This is a genomic window from Dyadobacter sp. CECT 9275 (assembly GCF_907164905.1).
In the GTDB taxonomy this organism is placed as follows: domain Bacteria; phylum Bacteroidota; class Bacteroidia; order Cytophagales; family Spirosomataceae; genus Dyadobacter; species Dyadobacter helix.
The window spans coordinates 1804093-1820348 of sequence record NZ_CAJRAF010000001.1 but is presented as its reverse complement, the minus strand read 5'-3'; the positions used below and the strand labels follow the sequence as shown (position 1 = coordinate 1820348).

Below are 16256 nucleotides of genomic sequence, written 5' to 3'. Positions count from 1 at the left end.
TGTCCCTGTTTTACAAAATATAAAAGCAGGTGACAAGTTAAAAAGAGCCTTTCGGCACAATACTACCCTCACGTGGAAGCTCATTTTTTATCCTTGATTGATACCTCCATGGCCCGATCACCTCTGCCATACTCTCTAGCTAATCACGGGCAGACTTATCCGAGAAAAAAACTATGTATTTATAACTTACCATTGTACGTTCAGCTCATTTGGAAACCAAATCTTTCAGCCAAAGCGTGCGTTAAGCTAGTTGTCCAAATGTATCCGGACGTTGGAGTAGCGGCAGACCGGAATAAAGCTGAACGAAATCAGCTTCCTTCCCTCTTTTATGGATAGTGACGGAAATAAAGTGGGTTTGTACTCGATGAAGTATGGTATTCTATCACCAACCGCACCCCTGACTGAGCGCATAAGAAGGGACAGGCCTTATTTTATGGATCTTTCCCGCTTATTTTCAGACCTGGCTGGTTTTCCCTGAAATTTCGCGGATGATGGAGTCCAACTCGTAAGCGAAGGTCTGGATATGATCCAGCAATTCGTTTTTCTCAATATCGGAATTCTGATAGTTTTTGATGAGGTTCACGACACCCATCAGCCTTGCAAGCGGAGCTCTCACGACGTGCGACTGCATCCATGCTATTTTTTGCAATTTTTCGTTCTGCTTTTCAATGGCTTCAATGTAGTTGTAACGTTCAGTAATATCATTCACCAGCACCAGCCTTGAATCTTTTCCGTCCATCTGAATGGCACTGCTCCTTATTTCAGCATGGATAATATCCCCATTTTTTTTCTTGTGACGGAATATCCCCGTATAGTATAGCTCATTTTGTGCAGCCGCCAGCAGGGCTGCCTCTTCATGCGAAGGAATTTCGCCGGGTGGTCTTATTTCACGGGTGGTCATCGACAAAAATTCTTCGAGGCTATACCCGTAGTGATTGATAGCTGCATTGTTGACGTTCAAAAAACGGAAGGTTTCCAGACAATAAACCCACATCGGTTGGGGGCTCAGCTGGAAAAGGTCTACATACCTCTTTTCGGATTCTTCCAGTTCAACTGATTTTTTCTTTCTTTCAATACTGTAAAGTATACTTTTGTAAAGTGAGGAAACCGACAACTCATCCTTCAGCAGATAGTCAGAAACACCTAATGACAACGACTTGATACTGAACGAAGCATCGGGATAGCCAGTAAGGATAATGATAGGAGTACCGGCACTGATAGAAAGCACTCCGGTAATCAACTCTTCACCACTTTTATCCGGCAGCGACAGATCCAGCAGGATCACACTGAATGCATGGTTTTCGGCGGTTAACAGTTGTTCGGACTCTTTGAAATTTCTTGCTCTGTAAATTTCAGGGGTTGAAATCTGTTCCTGCAAAAAATCTTCAATCAGGGCAAAGTCGCCGGCGTTATCCTCAATCACTAAAATACGATACGGATTCTTATCCTTTTCCATCAGTCACTTACACTATTTAAAAGGGGAGTTTCATTATATTGGTCCATAAACTGTCAATCCCGGAAGTAACCCGGGAAATACGCCTGGTTTTTCAGACAGGGTTACGAAACAACTAGTGTGGCTGTGATACGATATGTTAGTATGTAAAATAAACCCATTTTTCATAACGTTGTTTCCTTGTGTTTTGCAATCGTAAAATGGAACGTACTTCCGAGACCCCTGGTGGATTCCACCCAGATTTTACCACCCAGGTTTTCCACAATTTTTTTTGTGATGGCCAAACCCATTCCTGTCCCTGAATACTCATCTTTGCCATGCAGACGTTGAAAGATAATAAAAATCTTATCGAAATACTGCGGATCGATGCCTATTCCATTATCTTTTACTGAGAATTCCCAAAATGCGCTTGTTTCCACTGAAGAAATGGTGATTTGCGGAATTTGTCCCTCAGGCTGATATTTGAGTCCGTTACTGATCAGGTTTTGGAATACCTGCATTAAAGGGGTATGGAATGAGTAGACCGTCGGCAAAGTACCGTACTTTATTTTTGCCTTTTTCTCCTGAATTTGTTTCTGATAAAGAGTTAATATTTCCGCAATCAGCGTGTTCAGGTTAATTTTCTCCAGACTGTTCTCTGCTTTCCCTACTCTTGAGAAATCTAGCAGGTCCAGAATGATCTGCCGCATTCTGCGGGCGCCATCCACGGCGAAAAAGATATATTTCTTTCCCTTTTCATCCAGTATCTCCCCATATTTTTTTTCCAGGAGGGTAAGAAAGCTGGTTACCATTCGCAATGGCTCCTGCAGGTCGTGAGAGGCTACATAAGCGAACTGTTCCAGCTCGGCGTTAGACACCGCCAGCACTTTCAGATGTTTTTCCAGCTCGTGATGCATTTCTATTAATTTTTCTTCCGATAATTTCCTTTCAGTAATATTTTTAAAATAAACTGTAAGGCCTGCCTCAGCAGGAAAAGCGCTTACCTCAAACCACCTGTCAAGCGGTGCATGGTATTCCTCAAAACGGACCGGTGCATGATCTGTGAGTGTTTTGGTAAACTGTTTAAAAAATTGGGAAGAATCGTTTTCGTGAAAAACCTCCCAAAAGTTACGGTTGACGATATCCTCTCTTTTGATCCCCAGCAGATTTTCTGCTTCTTTATTCCAGTAGGTAACCGTAAAGTCACTGGTAAGCGCATAAAATCCATCCTGAATACTTTCCAGGGTTTTGTTTTTTTCTTCAAATGCAGTCAAAAGTGCACTGTCCGCTTCTTCAATTTCGATGGCCTTGGCAACATTGACTGCTATGGTTTTCAGGAATGATACCTCGTCGTCATCCCATTCCCTTGCGGTGCGGCAATCATCAAAACCGATATATCCATAAAATTTGTTTTTCACGAAAATCGGCAAAATCATTACCGACCGGATATCCTGCTCAATCAGCCTGGTTTTAAAGTCAGAGTCTGTGAGGTTATCCATGATAGCAGTGTATGGCCGCCCTTCCATTAGCGAAGACATTTTGTCCTGTACAGTTTTATGTGAGACTTCCTGTAATTCAGGATTGTTGCCGCGGGGTGCAAAATGACCCGAATTCCATTCAAGCTGCTGAACGAAAACCTTTCTCCCGGTTCCAAAATCCGCTTGATTTCCAAAATAATAGGCCCGGTCCACATCCACCGCTTTTCCCACGATAGCAAACGACTGTTCCAGCGCTTTAAACCAATTTTTATGCTGCAGCAAGTTACTGTCTACTTCTGCTATTGCTGCCAGAAGCCGGGATTTCCGGTATAACTTTAACTGCGTTCTCTTTCTTTCCGTAATATCTCTCAGCACCCCGATCATACGGATCGCCCTGCCTTTCCTGTCTCTGATCAGATATCCGTTTTCCTTGGCAAAAGCGTATTCTCCATCTGCCTTTTTGAACCGGTACTCAGCCTTCCAGCTATGCTGTGCGGGATCGTCAAGTGTAGCCTTTAGGCTTAAGTCCGTTGCCTGGACATCAGCAGGATGCAACAGCGACTTCCACTTATCCATAGGATATCTTTCGTCACTGATCTGATATCCGAACATCCGGTGAAAGCCATCTCCCCAGGCAATGTGATCTCGCACCAGGTCTCTGTCATATATGGCATCGTTAGTGGCTTTATTCACATACTCGTACCGTTCATTACTAATCCTTAAGGCATTTTCCATTTTCTTCCTGTCAGACACGTCCAGGCCGGTACATTGTATTTCCAAAGGCCTTCCTTCGGAATCTGCCAGACATACAAAATGCCAGAGTGTGGCCCTCACGCCGCCCCCCTTCTTAATTTTATTTACCTCAATCTGATATACCTTGTTGGGATTTCTGATACAGCTTTCGGCCGCTTCCCTCAGCGAGCGGCGGTCGGATGCGTGCACCGTAATAATACTATCCTGCCCGATCAGGTCATCTATATCAAAAATCCAGCCGAAATCTTCCTGGTACTTCTTATTGTAGTACGTATATCTTCCGCCTAGATCAATACGCATGACATAATTGGTCTGTGCATCAACCAGGCTCCTTAACCGTGCTTCGCTGGCAAGCAATTCTTCCTGTATCTTTTTACTGTCCGTGATATCCAGGCACGCGCCTATCATTTTCAGGGGTGCGCCTTTTTCATCTGTTTTCAATCGGCCCCAGGATTTAAGATGCCGTATTTCACCATTCGGCCGAATAATGCGCTCTTCAAAAACGATATCCCTTCTGGTTTCCAAAACACTCAATACCGTCCTCCTCACTCTTTCCTTATCTTCCGGGTGGAGCAGCTCCTGATACCCTTCAAATGTCGCTTTGAAATGATGCCTGTCGAGCCCGTAAATAAAATATAGTGTATCCGACCATTTGACTCTGTTATGCGGGATATCCCATTGCCACGTACCAAAATGAGCCAGTTCCTGTCCTTGCTCCATCAGGAAGGAAGTTTCTTCAAGTGCCTCCGCGCTTTGTCTGCTTTCCAGTATAACCCTCAGTATGGCAGCAGAGCGGTCTATTACCTTAAGCTCTTCTTCATTGGGTTTTTTTATCTCCTGATAGTAAATCCCAAAAGTTGCCACCACGCGATCCTCTGAATTGATGATCGGATGTGACCAGCATGCCCTGAGGTTGTGTTCCAGAGCGAGTTCTTTATAGCCCTTCCAGCGGATATCATTTTCAATATCGCTTACAATCACCCTTCGTTTAAGAAAGGCTGCTGTCCCGCAGGATCCGGTGTTCCTCCCGATGAGCAGATTTTCAACCGATGCCACATAAGCAGCAGGCAATGACGCCGAGGACCAGTTCTGAAGACGTCCGTTGCTAACCTGATGGATGGAGCAAATCATGTGCGGGAAAATTGCTTCAATTCCCTTCAGATATACGTCCAGTACTTCTTCCACTGTACTACCTTTCAGTGAATTTAATTCAAGGACAATCTTTTCCAGGCTTTCCAGCTCAGTAAACCGTTTGGTTTCTGTAATGTCCACCATTACGCCTCGCAACAGCGTCGGAATCCCCTTTTCTGAAATCACCGATACCACATCTTTGATCCAAACAATGTTCCCCGCAGCGGTGATCATTCTGTAATCAAAGGTGTGATTTTTACCATCCCTGGTATTGGCGCGGCAATAATTCAGGGTGTGTTCCAGATCATCTGCATGAATGTGTTTTACCCAGAAATAAGGGTCGCTTAGCCACTGCTCCGGGCTATATCCCAGTATGTGCCTCACATGATCACTGACGAAAGAAAACTCGAAGGTTTGTGCATCCGCTTCCCAGACGATACCATCAACGGTCTGAACGAGCGACTCAAACTGGTTCCGTGACTCGATCAGTTTTCGTTCAATTATTTTTCTGTCGTCAATATCCTGTACCGATCCGTAAAGCCTGGTACAGCTACCCTCCCTTCGCTCCGAAGTACCCGTAACCCTTACCCACCGGTCGTTCCCCTTTGCTGTTGTGATATTCAGTTCCAGGTCAAACATCGTTCCATGCTCAATGGTATTCTGCACAGCTCGAAAAAAGGCATCACGGTTTTCTCCTTCCTTGTAAAAATAGGAGGTAGTAACAACGCTGGGAATATAATCGGGCGTAACTTCATAAATTTCCCGCACCACATCCGACCATGTCAGTGTCCCGCTGAGCAGATTAGCCTCCCAGCTGCCCACCCGGGCTATCTGCTGTGTTTCGCTCAGCAACTTCTCCTTTTTAACCAGGCTGTCGTTAGCCGATTTTTCACTGGCCCGCGTCGACAGCATTTCTGTCATATCAGTTACAGACCTTAGGATATACTCTACTTGCTGATGTTTGTCAAACACTGGGGTATTGGTGCATACCAGATGTCTCGTTTTAGTAACAAGATTGCCGCTACCGGGTCCACGAAATTCAAAAACGGGAGTTTTGTTACCTCTTTTACTATCAAGCAGTTCCTGAAACAGGTCCCTGTTATAGGGGTACGTCAGATAAACATTTTCAGGAAATACCTCAAAAAAACTTTTCCCCAGAAGGTTTTCTCTGGAAACGCCGGTGAGCCTGAGATATTCCTCATTCGCCTCAACTATTGTAAATACGGGAACGTCTGCCAGCATTACCATACTGGGGACGGGCATAGCATTGAATATTTCTTTAAGACGTAGAGGGCCTTCCATACCAGATTAAAATCCTACCGTTTTCAGGGCATATATTAACCATAACACAATTTATGGTTAATATACTGGTGTTCAGTTCAATTTATGCAAGAATGCACTTTCCTGCACCGTATACCAGCTCTTGTGTATGTCTATCATAACCGACGGTATCCCGAACATACAAAAAAAGTCAGAGCCGAAATCATCTCGGGACCATTAAAACGAACGGAAATTTAACCATAAAAATTAACGAATTAGTTCGTACTCATATAAATGATGAACTAAAAATAGTTGTTACCATTATTTACAAACTATTTCTGCTTCGTATGTCCGTCCGTTTCAAAAAACTTAGGCAATGATTTTCCAGCGCCTGGCCCTCGATACCGCTTCAATGGAATTGTCGACCTGTAATTTTTCAAGAATACGCTGCCTGTGTGTATTAACAGTATGTACGCTGATCGCCAGCAGATAAGAAATCTCTTTGCTCAGTTTGCCGTTACTGATCATTCTCAGGATTTCTTTTTCTCTGGCCGTAAGGAGTGTGACCGACACGGGGGCGTCGTGCAGGAGTGGCACCATTTCTCCGGTATGGAAATTAAGTACCTGCGAGCTGACCCCGCCGGATAATTCCTGATTCGGAGAGATATCAATCACACCAAGCGATAGCCAGATATTACCTGCTGCGTCCAGTTCCAGAACCTGATGCTGCTCAATAACCCGCATATAGTCTCCCCTGTCTGAAAGTATCCGGTATTCATTCACCATTTTATATTGTTTCCGGCAAATCGCTGGCAATTCTAGCAGGAATTTCATCGCCAGGTAACCATTTCTTTCCATTTCCAACAAGTCATCCGGATGTATCTTGCTGTCAAAGATTTGATTTTCAATTACCGGCTGGTTTTCTGAAATGTCATATCCGAACAGATGGTAAAAATTTCGGGAAGTATACACATGGGCACGCTTATGATGATCGTAAACCGTTATCCCACTGCTGCTTAGCTGCGCCATGACTTTAATGAGCGCGAGCTGCTTTTTAAGCCGGCTGGCAGATAACTCACTTTGCTCAGGCCCTGATTTTTCGTGTCCGGATTCAAAAATCAAATCCTTAACTCCTTCTGCCTGTAATGATAAATCAGTATTTTTTCCCATGCGCAGGTGACCTTACTTTGTAAAACAACAAAAATCCCGGTAACTGTTACCGGCCCTAGTTACATGACAACTCAAACCTGATTTACCTTAATCGGGTCGGAGATTTTCAACAAATACATTTTTCAGGATGAATTTTTCAGTATTGAGAGGTGCAGACACGCCTTGGGGAACAGCATTTGCCACGCAACTGGCCGGGCAGCACAGACATTTGATTTTACTTGGAAAACATGACGATGCGTTGCAAGTGTTAAACGGGGAAATTCAACGCCAGTATCCTGTCCACGTCCATCACTATGCTGTAGACGAAACACTAATGAGCAGTATTGTAACCGTTTGCGATCATATCAATATGAATTTCGAGGTTGACCTGCTCGTCCATTACAGGGAACTCTGCGACAACCGCAAACTTACTGATTACAGAATCAAAGAACTGGATCAAAAGTTAAAGACCGACTACCTGGCAAGTCTGCTTTTTACCCACCAGCTATTGCCCAATCTGCTGCTGCATGCCGATGCGCGCATTCTGGAATACGCCGTTTCCACATACGGCGAAGAGACATCTTTCGAAAAATTGACCAGTTATACCCCCGGAGGATTTACCGAATCCTGTCTCCATCCCGGCACTGATTTCTTCCAGGGATTATTTCGGTTTTAAAAATGATTAGTCTCCGCCTAATATTTTGCCTACTTATAAATCCAATAATTAATGGTGAAGCGCCAGCCAGGAAACGGAACATCAGGACATTTTACTGGAAGCACCTCATGCGGAGCAAAGGAAGGGAAAACCAGCAGTGAATTATGCAGCGGCGCCAAAGCAACGGGCTTATCATCCCCCGGAAAAAAGTCAAAGGGAATCAGACTGAGCTCTCCGCCCTCAAATTGTTTCGGCTCTTTATGAAAATAATAAACCAGACTGAGGGTCCGCGCATTTGTCTTTTCCTGATCGCCGGTCAGGGTATCAATATGTTCACGAAAGAAGGCACCGTCTCCATGGGCTGCCATTTCAAGTTCGTGCGTCTTGATATCAAAAGGAACAATCTCTAATTTTTTAAAGATATCAGGAAGGAATTCGGCCACCCGACGTATCATAATGTCCTTAAACTCCCCTAAATCTTTCAGAACCATACTTTTCCGGTACTCTATACTGACTTTCGTTACCACTCCGTCATTCACCGTTGCATCACGAAATGCGTCTTCCTGACTTATACAATACTCCAGTAACTTTTGTGCGGTTTCAGCATCCAGAAAATTTTCGTACCGGTGGTAGTTTAATAATTTAGGCATGTATAGATTTTTTGCTAAATCTATTAATTTTTTGAACTCAACAAAAATCCTCCATTTATTTGCAATCAGAAACCACCTCTATTCCCCCCAAACCGTAACAACAAGGCTGCGGGGCCCTCCGCTGTTGCGATGTTCGCAGAGGTAAATCCCCTGCCAGGTTCCCAGCGCCAGCCGTCCGCTACGGATCGGCATCAACACAGAACAGCCCAGTAACGATGCCTTTAAATGTGCCGGCATATCATCCGCGCCCTCGTAATCATGTTCATAGGCGGGATCATTCTCTTGAACCGTTTTGTTAAAATACATTTCAAAATCCCTGCGAACGGTGGGATCCGCATTTTCGTTAACAGTCAGCGAAGCGGAGGTATGGCGGATAAATACCTGGCACATTCCGGTACTAATCTCAGTGGCCATAGGTAACACCTGGCTTATTTCATGAGTTATGAGGTGAAAACCCCGCTTTCGTTCCTTCAACTGTATTTCCCGCTGATAAATCTTCATGTTTCCAATAGTTGGTGTAGCCGGATACCCATGACTTGGTGGCTGATCCTATCGTTAGCCAAAAATACTAAACTTAAATGGCCATGCATTGTACACGAAGGTAGTGCCGTACTGATTCCCACCAAAAATCATACTACATATATTTCATCGGCGGGTACCCCAGTAACCGGCGCCAAAGGGCAATCTGCCCAATGCAGTTGGCTTCCCGATAGATGAGGAAAGTGATCATATCAAACAAGGAAAATGCCTGGCCAGGCCCCATTTCTATCTTATTTTCCAGCTGCTGATCCGTCACCTGTGCCAGCGCATCTCTTAAAACAGGCGTTATTGCCTTCCAATCCTTTTTGAAAACTTCCAGTGAAGGATAAGTAATCTCATCCTGAATTCCTCTGTTATCCCGGAACAATGTATCCGCCTCTTGCTTTTGCTCGGTGTCACCCAGTTCCCTGACCAGCCAGAAACGCTGTTCCACCAAACTTCCCGTGAGCCAGGCAACGTGGTTAGCTTTGGTATCCAGTCTTTTGTGGCTGTCGATTTCGCTTATACCTTCCAATGCATTATTGAAAAAAGTTGTCTGCATATCGTACAGTGCTACCAACGCTGTAAGTCGGTCCGATTTTTCGATTTCCATTTGAGCCGATTGTTTAAAGATGATGAAATGATTTTACAATGATACTCTATCTCCGCCAACGGTATCATTGGGGCTGATTACCTGTGTTCCTGCAGCACTGAAAGAATATTCCCAGCGGGATCTTTAAACCAGGCAATTTCAGGCTCCCCTCTGAGAATATTCTTTTCGTCGGTTTCCAGACCGGGCATATCATAACTTTCAAATATCACGCCCAGTGCCTTAAGTTTTTCCACGGCGTCGTCCACATTTGCTACAGGGAAGTTAAGCACAGTAAAAGTTGCAGGCTCATGGTTGGGTTTTTCGTATAGAATAACATCATGACTACCTGCAATTTTAAGACTGAGTACGGGCATTTCTGGTGATTCCGAGACTTCCAGACCGAGTATTTCCCCATAAAATTCCTTTGCCTTCGCCAGATCGTTTACCGAATACCCGCTGAACGCTTTTGTGTTTTTAAACATAGTCTGTTGGTTTAGTGAATATCAATACCTTTTAAAATAAACTTTACATTCATGTAAAGACAGTACCCCTCAGGGAATCCGGACAAAAATTTCTGCATTTTATCGGTATACAGTCACAACGTTTTCTGGAAACAATCTTGCCAGCACCGGAGCAGTTCGGTACTAAGGCAGTCCCGGTCAACTCCGATACACACACAGTTGGCTAGCCTGAGATCAGAACCCGGATGTACAAAACTACCATTCAAATGCGGTTGATGACAAGGGGAAATCAGACAATTCAGGGGTGGAATTATGCCATTATATCCGAAATTTATCTTAAACATTTAAAGAAATCATACTTTTTTAGTTTCTTAGGATGCGTAATCCGCTAAAGACCGAAGAGAGCCTTGCCTCAATCATGAAAAAGACGTTGATATTTAACAGGATTTCCATTCTGAATGGGCCTCTAAAAAAAATAGTGACCGATTTGTGCACCGAATCCTATTTTGTTTCTTCCGCCGAAGCTTTTACCGAAAGCCTTAACGACTTCAGTTTTGATTTAATATTACTCCAGGTTGACCATACCAAAATGGACTATGCAACACCCATTCTCAGAGAAGCCATGCAGAAATCTCCGTTATCCAGGCTGGTCCTTTTTTCAGATTGTGAAAAAGAAGTACTAACCCCCTTTCTGGAAAATGGCGCGCATGACTTTATCGGCAAAAACGCATTACTTTCCGATTTCCACAAAGTCATCGCACAGAATCTTAACTTTTAAAAACAATCTCTTCAACGCACACAGTATTTACCCACTCCTGATCTTTTGCACAAAATCCCGGAAAGCAGGTCTTAATGCAATTCTATCCTTCCAAACCACTGGCACCTTACATCAGCCACTATCTGATCATCGAAAGGGAAACACAGGAAAATAGCCTCCTCCGTTTTTTTCCTGACGGGCATTCGGGTATGATATTTCACTTTGGGGATACCTTTAAAGAACAATCAGCATACTCAGATCAGATTTCCCAACACCCTCAGAGCCTGGTATACGGGCAGGTCTCCCAGCATTTTAATTTGATCGCCGGAAAAAAGATCAGCATGCTGATTGTAGTTTTCAGGCCGTACGGTTTAGCCATGTTTACGAGCGTTGCGGCTAAAGAACTTACCAACAGTATTATATCCCTCACGGATATTTTTGGACGTGAAGCAGAAAGCCTGAGTGAACAGGTGATGTTTGGGAAAGGCCATGTGGGACGCATAAAACTTATTGAACACTGGCTATTGAAAAGAATTATAAGAAAACCCGGTGAACTTCTACTCGTACAGGCCTGTATTGACCAATCGGACAGAGAAAACGGTCAATTATCAGTGAAACAACTCTCCGGGCAATTTTCCGTTTCAGAACGAACCATAGAAAGAGCGTTTGATGTGATGGTAGGTATCTCTCCGAAAAAATATGGAAGAGTGATACGTTTGCAGCATTATCTCAAATTAAGAAAACTGAATCCTGCCCTGACGCTTACGTCACTTAGTTACGACGCAGGGTACTATGATCAGGCACATTTCATACATGAATTCAGCAGCCTGACAGGTCTTACACCCAAGCAGTATGCCGCAAACAACAACCGCCTTGCTGTAAATCTGATGTGGATATCAAAAGCATAAAAATTACTTCCTGACGGATTTATACAATTCGGTTTACAGATTTCAACCGAGTTTTGCTAAAAAAATATGGAACCACTCAAGATAGCCACCGCTCAGTTCGAAAACAAAAGCGGAGATAAAACGTATAATCTGTCCATAATCCGGAAACTTTCTGCGGACGCCGCGGCCAAAGGCGCGCAGGTCATTGCTTTTCATGAATGTTCGGTAACGGGATATACCTTTGCAAGAAATCTCAGCAAGACAGAATTGACAAAGGTAGCAGAGGTCATTCCGGACGGGCCCAGTGTACAGGAACTCATCAGAATAGCGGCGCAATCGGACATTGTCATACTGGCTGGTCTGTTCGAAAAAAATTCCGCTGGTGATCTTTTCAAGGCCTATGTCTGCGTAGACAAAAACGGTCTGATTGCACGTTTCAGAAAGCTGCACCCTTTTATTAATCCCAATTTAACACCGGGGAACGAGTATGTTGTCTTTGATATCCATCAATGGAAATGTGGTATTTTGATCTGCTATGATAATAATATCATTGAAAATGTACGTGCCACCGCTTTGCTGGAGGCCGATATTATTTTCATGCCCCACGTCACCATGATGACCCCCTCCACCCGGCCAGGTGCTGGCTTTGCGGATCCCGGACTTTGGTATAACCGGACTACTGACCCTACCTCCCTGCGTATTGAATTTGATGGCCTCAAAGGACGTGGCTGGCTTATGAAATGGCTCCCAGCCCGCGCTTACGACAACGGTATCTATGTGGTATTTTCCAACCCTATTGGGATGGACGACGATCAGCTCAAAAATGGCTGCTCCATGATTCTGGATCCGTTTGGAGATATTCTAGCCGAATGCCGGGAGCTGAATAATGATTTTGTAATAGCTACCTGTACGCCGGAGAAACTGGTTCAGGCAGGCGGACATCGTTACCGGAATGCCCGAAGACCCGATCTCTACCGGGCTATCATTGGCGACTCACATACTCCTGAACAAAAGGTAGTCTGGATGAAACCAGAATAACGTTTATAGGGAATATAACGCTAAAATTTCATCCCGAATCAATATTCAATGATATTGCCGGCTTCAATCGACAGGAATCACAGGTTTTTTTGGTTATATGCCGTCAACCCTTTAACATTAAGCCGAAAATTGAGTCCAACTTCATTCATGTAACAGACGGATGCAAAAAAAGATACTGGTAATAGGCAGTTCCAATACAGATATGGTGGTCAGGACGGATGCATTCCCGCAACCCGGCGAAACTGTACTCGGCGGCACTTTCCTGATGAACCCGGGTGGAAAAGGCGCCAACCAGGCCGTGGCTGCGGCTCGATTAGGGGCGAATGTACGGTTTATCACCAAAACAGGGACCGACATCTTTGGCCAGCAGGCGCAGGAAGGTTTCATAAAAGAGGGAATCGATATGGCGTATCTCGCCACAACAAAGGAATTCGCCTCGGGGGTTGCACTGATTACAGTCAATAAAAACGGGGAAAATGAAATTGTAGTGGCCTCAGGCGCCAATATGGATCTTCGCGCTGCTGACCTGCCGGATGTAGTTTTCGAAAACGTTACGCTGGTCCTCATCCAGCTTGAAATACCCATGGAAACGGTGCGGTATGTCCTCAAAAAATGTAAGGAGTTGGGTATTAAGGCAGTACTTAACCCCGCCCCGGCTGCAAAACTTGATGATGAAATCCTGGATGGTCTGTACCTCATCACACCCAATGAAACGGAAACCCAGATTATCACAGGTACCCTGCCGGCGGATGAAAACTCAAGAAAAAAGGCGGCTGCTTATTTCCTGAGCAAAGGGGTTGAAAATGTAATTATTACGCTGGGCAAGGCGGGTGTGTACCTGAAAAACCATGAATCTGATCAAATTATCCCTTCCTTACCAGTACAAGCTGTGGATAGTACGGCTGCCGGAGATGTTTTCAACGGTGCTTTGGTTACAGCACTTTCGCAGGATAAAAACTGGGTGCAAGCCTGTGAATATGCCTGCCAGGCAGCCGCTATTTCGGTAACAAGGCTAGGTGCTCAAAGTTCGGCTCCCTATGAACATGAGCTTTGAACAAAAAAATGGTTGGCTATTCCAGCGTGATAAAATGATATATTACAGCAAATTTGACAAAGAACATGCATAAAATTCCTGTTATTATAGATTGCGACCCGGGCCATGACGACGCCATCATGCTGATGCTGGCCTTTGGAAGCGGGAAATTTGATGTGCGGGCAGTGACAACCTCAGCTGGAAATCAAACCCAGGAAAAGACACTTGCGAACGCCCTTAAGATATTAACTTTAATAGAAGCCCGGGTACCGGTTTACAAGGGCTGTGAAAAACCATTGCTGCGTAATCTGATGATTTCGGATTATGTTCACGGCGAGACCGGATTGGACGGACCGATCCTTCCTTCACCCGTTTTCCAGGCTGAGCGGATGTCCGCCATGGAGGGTATTGCCAAAATCCTGACGGAAAGTGATGAAAAAATTACTATAGTACCCACCGGTCCGCTCACTAACATAGCCACTTTTCTCCTTGCATTTCCACATCTTAAAAACAAGATCGAAAGAATTTCCCTGATGGGCGGCGGTATTTTCCGAGGCAATATGACACCCCTGGCAGAATACAACATGGCCGCCGATCCAGAGGCGGCTTCCATTGTCTTTGGCTCGGGGGTAAACATTACGATGTGTGGCCTGGATGTCACACACAAGGCTCTTGTTTTCCAGAAGGATATTGAAGCGTTCAGGGCTATTGGAAACCACACAGGAAAAGCGGCAGGAGATATGCTTGATTTCTTTTCAAAATTTTACCGGGAAAACCGTGTCGAACTCGATGGCGGCGCAGCGTTGCATGATCCTTGTGCTATTGCCTGGCTCATAGCGCCAGATATGTTCACGTCAAAACAGTGTTACGTTGACGTGGAAACCCAGGGAACACTTACTTTGGGAGCAACGGTTGTTGATTTCTACAATGTGCTGCACAAGACCCCAAACGTAGAAGTTGTTTATGATATGGACAGAGACCGGTTCATGGATCTGCTCATAGAGGCGATCCGGCAACTCCCCTGAAGGGCTACGGAGAGGAACCAGACGGTAGCCTCTCCGTAATGTATTACCTACCTACCATTAGAGCAGTACCGAAACTTCTTCTTCCACATCACGCCTGCTCGCGCGATACCGCACTACCGAATTCCCAGCATAAAGGATACCGAGACCAACCATGGCACAGGCGGCCATTATTCCAACCATAGGCATGGCAGTCCCGTTATGTAAAATACTGACGATAGCGGAGATGATGGCACCCGCTCCCATTCTCCAGCTGCCCATTAGTGCAGAAGCGCTTCCCGTGTGCTTGCGAAACGGTGCCAGTGACAGAGCTGTGATATTGGGGCCCGTCAACCCCTGGCCAATCAGAAATATAAACATCGTCCCGATAAGGCTGTACAGGTTAAACCAGTGATCCCAAACTCCGACGATCAGGAACAACCCCATAATAGTCTGCCCGATCAAGGTAACCTTAATGACCTGTTCACTGGAATACTTCTTAAGCAAAAAATGGTTAAACTGGGTAGAACCGATCATAGCCACCGCCAATAGGGCAAATATCCACCCGTACTGCTGCTCCGTAACTTTATATAAATTCATAAAAACATCTGAAGACCCAGAAATATAGGCGAAGGGGGCCGCAGTAGCCACTCCACCGGCAAGGGTGTAGATCAGAAACTGGGGCTGTTTGATCACAGTGATATAGCTATCCAGTACCGAGCGCGGTCGCAGGGAGATGGAGTGATCTGCTGCCTGGCCGGTGGGCAGAAAAAAATAAATCCCAACAATCATGATGGACACAATCCCCGCAAGGATAATAAATAACCACTGCCAGCCGAAACCGACAGTTACGTAACCGCCGACAGTCGGGGCGATCATGGGAGAAACCGCGATCACCAGTGTGATCATGGAAAAAACCTCCGCTCTTTTTCCGGCAGGAAACAAATCACTGACAAGCGCCTGTGACGCGACCAACCCCACACATCCGCCCATTGCCTGAAAAAAACGCATGATGATCAGCGCTTCGACGGATGATGTCAGCGCACAGCCGACCGATGCGAGTACATACAAAACCAAACCCGCATACAGGGGCGTTTTCCTGCCAAACCTGTCAATCAGCGGTCCATAGATCAACTGGCTGATACAAATTCCGATCAGATATCCTGTTAACGAAAATTGTACTTTATCAATGGTGGTGTGAAGGTCGCTGGCGATGGTGGGGAAACCCGGGAGATACATATCGATCGAAAACGGACTCACAGTAGCGAGCGAACCTAGTATCAGGATGATGAAGGAATATCTTTTACGACTCATTTGTATTACAGCAACTTACGCAACAACAACCCGAAGAAATGCTTTTATAGTTCCTCAGATCTGATAATAATATCAACTTATTTGCAAAGTTAGATAATTGGCATGACAACTTTTATTCATTTAATCAATAAGATTTAAATAAAATT

At 44.9% G+C, this 16256-nt stretch carries 14 protein-coding genes; 6 read left to right on the top strand and 8 right to left on the bottom strand.

The genetic code is table 11. The annotated features are described in order from the left end of the window. Positions 1-454 precede the first annotated feature (454 nt). From KOE27_RS07525 to KOE27_RS07515, 3 genes are all read right to left on the bottom strand, one after another. Complete coding sequence (locus KOE27_RS07525) at positions 455-1456, bottom strand: PAS domain S-box protein (protein WP_215238193.1); 1002 nt, start codon at positions 1454-1456, stop codon at positions 455-457. A 161-nt stretch (positions 1457-1617) separates the two neighbouring features. Beyond that, positions 1618-6096, bottom strand: a complete 4479-nt coding sequence (locus KOE27_RS07520; protein WP_215238192.1) for a PAS domain S-box protein — start codon at positions 6094-6096, stop codon at positions 1618-1620. A 327-nt stretch (positions 6097-6423) separates the two neighbouring features. Next, a complete protein-coding gene (locus KOE27_RS07515; RefSeq protein WP_215238191.1) occupies positions 6424-7224 on the bottom strand; it encodes a helix-turn-helix transcriptional regulator in 801 nt (266 codons plus the stop codon). 127 nt (positions 7225-7351) lie between these two features. Between KOE27_RS07515 and KOE27_RS07510 the strand changes: the two genes are divergently transcribed. Further along, entirely contained in the window at positions 7352-7879 is a 528-nt protein-coding gene (locus tag KOE27_RS07510) for a Rossmann-fold NAD(P)-binding domain-containing protein (protein ID WP_215238190.1), read from the top strand. A 29-nt stretch (positions 7880-7908) separates the two neighbouring features. On the opposite strand, the gene KOE27_RS07505 is transcribed toward KOE27_RS07510, so the two are convergent. From KOE27_RS07505 to KOE27_RS07490, 4 genes are all read right to left on the bottom strand, one after another. Next, complete coding sequence (locus KOE27_RS07505) at positions 7909-8508, bottom strand: 2OG-Fe(II) oxygenase (protein WP_215238189.1); 600 nt, start codon at positions 8506-8508, stop codon at positions 7909-7911. Positions 8509-8586: 78 nt separating this feature from the next. Beyond that, positions 8587-9009 carry a secondary thiamine-phosphate synthase enzyme YjbQ gene (locus KOE27_RS07500; protein ID WP_215238188.1) on the bottom strand — a complete coding sequence of 141 codons (423 nt, stop codon included), beginning with the start codon at positions 9007-9009 and terminating at the stop codon, positions 8587-8589. 133 nt (positions 9010-9142) lie between these two features. After that, positions 9143-9640, bottom strand: coding sequence for a DinB family protein (locus KOE27_RS07495; RefSeq protein ID WP_215238187.1), 498 nt, complete (start codon positions 9638-9640; stop codon positions 9143-9145). A 77-nt stretch (positions 9641-9717) separates the two neighbouring features. Beyond that, positions 9718-10101 (bottom strand): VOC family protein, encoded by a 384-nt coding sequence (locus KOE27_RS07490; protein ID WP_215238186.1) that lies wholly within the window; start codon positions 10099-10101, stop codon positions 9718-9720. Between the two features lie 397 nt (positions 10102-10498). Between KOE27_RS07490 and KOE27_RS07485 the strand changes: the two genes are divergently transcribed. From KOE27_RS07485 to KOE27_RS07465, 5 genes are all read left to right on the top strand, one after another. Beyond that, positions 10499-10858 carry a hypothetical protein gene (locus KOE27_RS07485; RefSeq protein ID WP_215238185.1) on the top strand — a complete coding sequence of 120 codons (360 nt, stop codon included), beginning with the start codon at positions 10499-10501 and terminating at the stop codon, positions 10856-10858. 74 nt (positions 10859-10932) lie between these two features. Beyond that, positions 10933-11745: a helix-turn-helix domain-containing protein gene (locus KOE27_RS07480; protein WP_215238184.1), complete on the top strand. Its 813-nt coding sequence runs from the start codon at positions 10933-10935 to the stop codon at positions 11743-11745. 66 nt (positions 11746-11811) lie between these two features. Continuing rightward, positions 11812-12762 (top strand): nitrilase family protein, encoded by a 951-nt coding sequence (locus KOE27_RS07475; RefSeq protein WP_215238183.1) that lies wholly within the window; start codon positions 11812-11814, stop codon positions 12760-12762. A 160-nt stretch (positions 12763-12922) separates the two neighbouring features. Then, the gene (gene rbsK / locus KOE27_RS07470) at positions 12923-13816 is read left to right on the top strand and encodes a ribokinase (RefSeq protein WP_215238182.1); all 894 of its coding nucleotides are present in this window, start codon (positions 12923-12925) and stop codon (positions 13814-13816) included. A gap of 65 nt (positions 13817-13881) precedes the next feature. Further along, on the top strand, positions 13882-14820 hold the full coding sequence (locus KOE27_RS07465; RefSeq protein ID WP_215238181.1) for a nucleoside hydrolase: 939 nt from the start codon (positions 13882-13884) through the stop codon (positions 14818-14820). A 57-nt stretch (positions 14821-14877) separates the two neighbouring features. On the opposite strand, the gene KOE27_RS07460 is transcribed toward KOE27_RS07465, so the two are convergent. Then, positions 14878-16110: a multidrug effflux MFS transporter gene (locus tag KOE27_RS07460; protein WP_215238180.1), complete on the bottom strand. Its 1233-nt coding sequence runs from the start codon at positions 16108-16110 to the stop codon at positions 14878-14880. Positions 16111-16256: the final 146 nt, after the last annotated feature.